The sequence below is a fragment of the Schaalia meyeri genome, from assembly GCF_900105015.1.
GTDB lineage: Bacteria > Actinomycetota > Actinomycetes > Actinomycetales > Actinomycetaceae > Pauljensenia > Pauljensenia meyeri.
Genome location: NZ_FNLK01000008.1, coordinates 157,237 through 164,280, shown reverse-complemented (window position 1 = coordinate 164,280; position 7,044 = coordinate 157,237). Strand labels below are relative to the sequence as shown.

Sequence of the window (7,044 nt, the reverse complement as noted above, 5' to 3'; positions counted from 1 at the left end):
CGCTCGGCCTTGCTGGCGATCTGCACGTATCCGATCGCGTGGGCGGGGACCAGGACGCGCTGTCCCTTGGTGTCGGTGAGGTGAAGGAGGGCGTTCTGGGAGACGGCCTCGTCCACTCTCGAGATGAGCTGCTCCTCGGTCAGGTTGACGTCGAGGCTGAGCTGGCGCGCGCCCCCTCGAATGCCGATAAAGATCTCCATGTTTGCTCCTTGCCGGGAAAAATCGTCGTGGCCATCATATGTGCCACAGATGCGGGTGGGGTCTGCCAGTATTGCGTCATGAGCGAAATCGAGGTCAGATTGCGGAGTCGGCCCGCCGGTTGGTGGCGTCTGCCCGAACTGAACCGGGAGCAGAAGGCGATTTGCGAGGCCGCGCGGGCGGGTGACGTGATCGCCCGGGGCGCCCCGTCCTCGGGGCGCAGCACCTGTGCGCTCGCGGTGTTTGAGCGCGCGGTGGGCGACGGCCTCTCCGCCCTGATTGTGACGCCCGACCGTACGCGCGCCGATGCCCTGACGCCTCAAGCCCAGGCCCTCGGGCCGTCCGTGGTGCGCCCGGTGCGCACGCCCGCCTCTTTCGCGTATCAGGTCGTGGCCACGTGGCGCACCCAGCGCGCCGCGCCGCTCCATGGGGTCGAGCTGGTGACGGGAGCCGCCCAGGATCAGATGCTGGCGGAACTGCTCGACTCCGTACGCGCGCCGTGGCCGCCAGAAATCGGCCCGCAGATGCGCGCCATGCCGGCTTTCCGTGCGGAGCTGCGTGACCTGGTGGCCCGCGTGGGCGAGGCCGGGATGAACGCTGCTGACCTGACGCGAGCGGGGATCAGGTTCGGCAGGCCCGAGTGGGAGGGGGCGGGCGCGATCGTGGCCGCCCTGGAGGAGGGACCCGAGCGTTCCATAGAGTATCCACTGGCCCTGCGCGTGGACCTGTCGCGCATCCAGTCCCTCGCCGCCGACCTGATCCGCAGGTGGGAGACGGATGGTCCGGCGCTCGGCGTTGAGGCGCCCCTCCCGGTGCCCGACGTCGTCATTGTGGATGACCTGCAGGACTGCACTCCCTCGACCCTCACGCTACTGGAATCCTGTAGGCGCGCGGGCGCGCGCATCGTCGCCTTCTCGGACTCCGACGTGGCGGTCGCCGGATACCGAGGGGGCGAGCCGCACCTGGACCGCCGCCTCGCCTCCCTCCTCGGCGTCGAGATCTCGGAACTGGGGCAGGTGTATAGAACCTCGCGCGCGGTGCGCACCGTGGCGCGCGCCGCATGCTCGCGCATCGCCCAGTCGGGTTCGCCCGCCCGACGCGATGCCGACGTTGCGGCCGGAGCGCAGGCGGGGCGGCTCGTCACGCACCTGGGGGCCACGCCCTCACAGATGGGGGCGCTGATCGCGCGGGCGATTCGCGCGCACCACCTGCACGACGGCATTGACTTCACGGACCAGGTCGTCATCGTGCGCAGCGCGTCGATGGTCGCCGACACGCGCCGCTACCTCGCTCGCGGCGGCGTTCCCCTGGCCGGGGGCGGGCACGCCTTCGACTTCGCCGCCCAGCCCACGACGCGGCTCCTGCTCGACCTCGTGACCCTGCCCATAGGCCTCACCGACACCGAGGCCGACGCGCGCCGCGAGCTGGCCGAGCGCCTCCTGCCCTCGCCCCTCGTGGGAGCCGACCCCCTGGCCGTCCGCCGCATCCTGCGCAGGCTCAACGCCGAGCGCGCCCTGGCCGCCCAGGTATCCGGCGACAAGGACGCGCCGGTCCCGCTGACGATGGTTGACCTCGTGGATGATCCATCCACGTGGCGGCCCGCCCTGGAACGGGGCATCCAGGGCGGGGGCGGGCGCATCCGGGTGGCGAACGACCTCGCTGAGCCGCTGGAGAGAGCCGCGCGCCTGTGGGAGCTGGGGAGGCAGGGGGGCGGGCGTCCCCAGGAGTGCCTGTGGTCCCTCTGGGAGGCAGCCTGCGTCGCGGACGAGTGGCGCTCGCGGGCCATCGCCTCCGATGCATCCTCGGGATGGTACGACGACCAGCTGGACGCCGTGGTGGCCCTGATGCGTGTGGCCGACGTGTGGGAGCAGCGCAATCCGACGGGCGACGCGGCTCGCTTCGCGACTGAGCTGGTGTCGGGAAGCGTCCCCATCGACACGATTTCCCGCGTGGGCGTGCGCCCGGGCGGCGTTGAGGTCCTCACGCCCGCGCAGGCCATGGGGCGTCACTGGGAGGTCGTCGTCCTCGCCGGCCTGCAGGATGGTGCGTGGCCGAACGTGCGGTTGCGCGACCGTATCCTGCGTGCCGACCTGTTGGCGGACATCGGCGCGGGGCGCACGTGCGTGGGCGAGGACGGTCGCGAGCATCTCGTCGATTCGGCGCGGGCTGCCCGCCGCGCGGTCGTGGACGACGAGTATCGGCTGTTTGTCGCGGCCGTGACGCGGGCACGAAGCATCGTGCACGTCGGCGCGGTTCGCTCAGAGGACGCCGCCCCCTCGGTGCTGTTCGACCTGGTGGCGCGCCTGGCCGGCACCCCACGCGTCGACGATGTGGTTCCCGTGGACCGGGTGGACGCGCCGCTGTCCCTGTCGGGGCACATCGCGGACCTGCGGGCGCGGGCTGGTGCACTCGGCGACCCGGCGGACAGCGAGCTGGCCGCCACACTGCTGGCCCTGCTGGCGCGCGAGGGCGTCGCTTCGGCCCATCCCCATCGATGGCTGGGCGCCGGTGGGACCGTGACGACGGCCCGGTCGTATGCGGGTGAGATCGTGCTTTCTCCCTCGCAGTTCGAGCGGGCCCTGACGTGCCCGCTGCGCTGGTTCCTCACCACGATCGGGGCGGATAGGCCGTCGAACGCGGCCGCAAGCCTGGGTACGCTGATCCACGCGGTGGCCGAGGAACACCCGCACGGAAACGCCCAGGAGCTGACTTGCGCCCTCGAGGCGCGCATCGAGGAGCTGGGATACAACCTGGACACGTGGGCGGGGCGCGTGGCCGACCGGCACGCCCGCGACGTTGTGAACAACTTGGCGAACTATGTGGCGGGGGTGCCCGGCGCCGTCGAGGTCGAACAGCCGGTGAGCGGCCGGGTCGAGGGGGTGACCATCCGCGGGCGCATGGACCGCGTGGAACACACGGGGCAGGGCGTGCGCGTCACGGACCTGAAGACGGGAAAGCGCGGATACACGCGGGCGGGGGTTCAGGCGAACCCGCAGCTGGCCGCGTACCAGATGGCGTTGCTGGCCTCTGGAGAGGACGTCGCGGGCGCGCGAATCGCCCTGCTCGGCGGCGCGAAACCGCAGATCTTTGACCAGCGGGCGTTGGAGGGGGAGGAACTGGCGGAATGGCATGCGGACGTCCGCCGGGTGGCGGCGTGCGCGCGAGGCCCCAACTTCGAGGCGACCCCCTCGCAGGAGGCATGCCGATACTGCTCGTTCGACCGGCTGTGCCCGGCACGTGAGCGTGGCCGCAAGGTGGTGGAGTGACGTGGGAGAGGACAGAGCGATGCTGCTGAGCGCAACCCAGATCCAAAGGATCGTCGACGAGTCGAAGAACCCGACGCCGGAGCAGGTGCGCGTGGTTGAGGCCCCGCGCCGGCCCCTCCTGGTCGTCGCGGGTGCCGGGTCGGGAAAGACCGAAACCATGTCGATGAGGGTGCTGTGGCTCCTGGCCAATCACCCGGACCTGAGCCCCTCGTCGATCCTGGGCCTGACCTTCACCCGCAAGGCCGCCGGCGAGCTGGGGGACCGCCTGCGGGCGCGCATTCGCCTGCTGGCACAGGCGATGCCGCAGCTGAGGCGCCGCCTGGACGAGGAACCCGTGTCCCTGACCTATAACTCTTTCGCGGAGCGCATCGTCTCCGAACACGGAATGCGCATCGGCATCGACCCGGACTTTTCCATGCTCTCCGAGGCCGGTGCCATGGACGTCATGCTCCAGATCGTTGAGGCGTGGCCCACCGACCTGGACGACTCACTCACGCCGCTGGGTGCGGTCGGACACATCCTTCACCTGGCTGGGGAGATCGCCGAGCACGGGTACACGGTAGGGAGCGCCCGCTCCGCGCTGGAGGAGTTCGGGCGGGAGCTGGAGCAGGTGGGCCAGACCAACGATGACGCGCGCCGTCTGCTGCGCGCGAATCGCCGCCGCATCGCGTTTCTCGGCCCCATCGAGGCGTATCAGCAGCGCAAGCGAGACATGGGGTTCCTGGACTTTTCCGACCAGCTGGTCCTCGCGACGCGCATCGTGCGCGAGGCCCCGGCGGTGCGCAGCGCACTGCGTGACGAGTTCCGCGCCGTCCTGTTGGACGAGTTTCAGGACACCTCCGTCATTCAGATGGATCTGTTGTCCATGCTGTTCGGCGATCACGCGGTCACCGCGGTGGGGGACCCGAATCAGGCGATCTACGGGTGGAGGGGGGCCTCGGCCTCGTCCCTGGAGTCCTTTCTCGATCGATTCTGCTGCGCCCAAATGGAGGCGGGGCTAACCCTCACTCTGTCGACCGCGTGGCGCAACGATTCTTCGATCCTGGACGCGGCGAACCGAGTGGCGGCGCCCCTGCGCGAGGTCGCCTCTTACCAGGAGGGGAAAAAGGCGCTCAATGCGCGGTCGCCGGTGCTGGTGCCGCGACCGGGCGCGGGCGAGGGGCACGTCGAGGTCGCCTACGCGCCCTTTTACGAGGATGCTCTGGGGGTGGTCGTCGACTTTGTCCAGCGCGTCCGCTCCCAGGCGTCGGAGGAGGGGAAGCGTCGCACGGTGGCCGTGCTGTGTCGGCGCCGCAAGGATTTTGCGTTCGTGGACGCCGCGCTGCGCGAGGCGGGCGTCCCGACTCAGATCGTCGGCCTGGGAGGGCTGCTTGACCAGGGGGCAGTCCAGGACGTTCGGGCTTCCTTGGAGTTGGCGTACGACGTGGGCGCTTCCCCGTGGCTCGCCCGCCTGCTGGCGGGCATCGACCTGGGGACGGCGGACCTTATTGCCCTGGGGGACTGGGCGCGCGCCCTGGCGCGCCGCGAGGGGGCCAGCCCCCACCAGGCGGTGCTCCTCGACGCGGTGGATGCTCCGCCGGAGGCGGGGTGGCACGCGGACGGTCGCCCCGCGATCAGCGACGAGGCCGTGCGACGCGTGCGGTTATTGGGCGAGCGATTGCGCGCGGTGCGCGCGGGGGTCGGGCGCGGCGTCGTGGAGCAGGTCGAAAGAGCGATCCTCATCATGGGGACCTTGGACGACGTGATCGCGGATCCGCTGTCGATGGGCGGGCGCGCCGCGCTGGATGAGTTCGTTTCGGTGGCCGCCGCCTACGAGAGGGACACGCCGGGCGCGTCCCTGGCCTCATTCCTGGCGTACCTGCGCATGGCGGAGGACCGCGAGGACGGGCTTGAGGCGCCCCTGGGCGAGCCGGATCCGCGCGCCGTGCAAATCATGACGGTGCACGCATCCAAGGGACTCGAGTGGGACTGCGTCGTCGTGTTCGGCATGAGCGACGGCGTATTTCCTTCGCACGGAAAGAGGAATACCGTGTCGTGGCTGGACGAGCCGCCGACCGACACGGCGTGGCTGACGGATTCCAGCGCGCTGCCTCACCCCCTGCGCGGAGACCGCGCGGACCTGCCTCCCTTCGACCTGGACGTGGAGGGCGAACCGAAGCCGTCAGCTGCGTATTCGAAGTGGATCAAAGAGGAGTACGGGCGCGCCCTCGGCGTTCACGCGGAACGGGAGGAACGCCGCTTGGCGTACGTGGCCATGACGCGGGCGCGCAGCGCCCAGCTGCTGGTGGGCTCCTGGCTGTATCGCACGGGTTCGTCGGTGAAGCAGCCGTCGCGCTACCTTATGGAGACCCGCGACCAGCTGTTCGGCGATTCCCCGGACCCGGCGGATGGCTCCCTCGCGGGCGTGAGCGACCGCAGCGTGTGGGCCGGGGGGCACTGGCGCGGCACGGGGGTTGCGCCTGTGTCCGGCGCAGGGGCATGCTGCCTTGCCCCGAGGCCGGGCGAGGCGGACCTGGCGGCGTTGGTCAGCGGCACTTCCTCGGCGACTTTCCCGCAGGAGCCCGGGCCGTCGCGTCGGCGGGTTGCGGGTGCGGCGGCGGCCGTGGAGGGGCAGATTCGCGCCTTGGTGGGCGAGGGGGACGTGTATCAGGCATTGGAGCAGCTGGGCGATGACCCCGCCGTGAGGGATACGGTCGCCCTGATCGAGGAGCATCGCCGGGGCCAACAGACGCCGGTCGTGGACCTGTGGGCCGAGCGCGTTCCGGCCACCTCCGTGTCTGCGCTGCTGCAGGATTCACAGGAGTTCGCCCGGGACATGCGTCGGCCGATGCCGAGCAAACCCAGTTCGTTGTCCGCGCTCGGCACGGTGTTTCACGCGTGGGCGGAGCGGGAACTTCACATCGCCGCCCAGGTCGCCCCCGACGCCGATCCCTCCATGGCCTCGCCGGGCGTGGACGGTGCGCTGTCCGGCGGCGAGGGCGGGGGCGACGAGGCCCTGCTGACGGAGGCGGAGCGCGGGCTGCTCGAGAGGCTGCGGGCTAACTTCCGCACGTTCGTAGGCACGGAGCTGGCCGACTATCGGGCGATTGCTATCGAGGAGGCCTTTTCCGTGGAGGTAGGCGGCGTGTCCGTCCAGGGGCGCATCGACGCGGTGTTTGAGCGTACGGGCGGCGACGGGCCGCGCTACCTGGTGGTCGACTGGAAGAGCGGCCAGCCGGTCACGGCCAGCACGAAGCCGGACAAGATCGCCTACTTTGTGACCCAGCTGCGCCTGTACCGGCGCGCGTGGGCATCCCGCGTCGGCGTCGACCCGGGCGAGGTGGGTGCGATGGTCGCCTTCCTGGCCGGTCCCTCGCACTTCGCGTTAGAGGACCTGGAGCGGATTCTCGGCAGCGCTGGCATGCCCCTGGACGATGCGGTGCGAGGCGCGCTGGGGGAGGGGCGCTCCCGCGCGTAATCGACACGGGCGGCAGGCAGGTTGACAGATTCTGTGTGCGTCGGGTCAAAGATGCTGCCACCCGTGTGAATGTGTCGCTTAACAGCGGAGCAGCGCCAATTGCCACTTGTTAGAAAATTTGAA

Annotated in this window: 3 protein-coding genes; 2 read left to right on the top strand and 1 reads right to left on the bottom strand. The window is 70.4% G+C overall.

Annotation, left to right across the window (positions count from 1 at the left end; translation table 11 throughout):
* Positions 1 to 200: DUF3107 domain-containing protein (locus tag BLT68_RS04220; protein WP_074632963.1), on the bottom strand; the 200-nt coding region annotated here is incomplete at its 3' end.
* 78 nt (positions 201 to 278) lie between these two features.
* Here BLT68_RS04220 and BLT68_RS04215 point away from each other — a divergent pair.
* Positions 279 to 3,464, top strand: a complete 3,186-nt coding sequence (locus tag BLT68_RS04215) for a UrvD/REP family ATP-dependent DNA helicase (protein ID WP_074632961.1) — start codon at positions 279 to 281, stop codon at positions 3,462 to 3,464.
* A 19-nt stretch (positions 3,465 to 3,483) separates the two neighbouring features.
* Complete coding sequence (locus BLT68_RS04210; RefSeq protein ID WP_074632988.1) at positions 3,484 to 6,921, top strand: ATP-dependent DNA helicase; 3,438 nt, start codon at positions 3,484 to 3,486, stop codon at positions 6,919 to 6,921.
* Positions 6,922 to 7,044: the final 123 nt, after the last annotated feature.

Bases quoted from the DNA above. Each gene is read 5' to 3' on its own strand.
- BLT68_RS04215 (WP_074632961.1), top strand. From the start codon at position 279: ATGAGCGAAATCGAGGTCAGATTGCGGAGTCGGCCCGCCGGTTGGTGG.
- BLT68_RS04210 (WP_074632988.1), top strand. From the start codon at position 3,484: ATGCTGCTGAGCGCAACCCAGATCCAAAGGATCGTCGACGAGTCGAAG.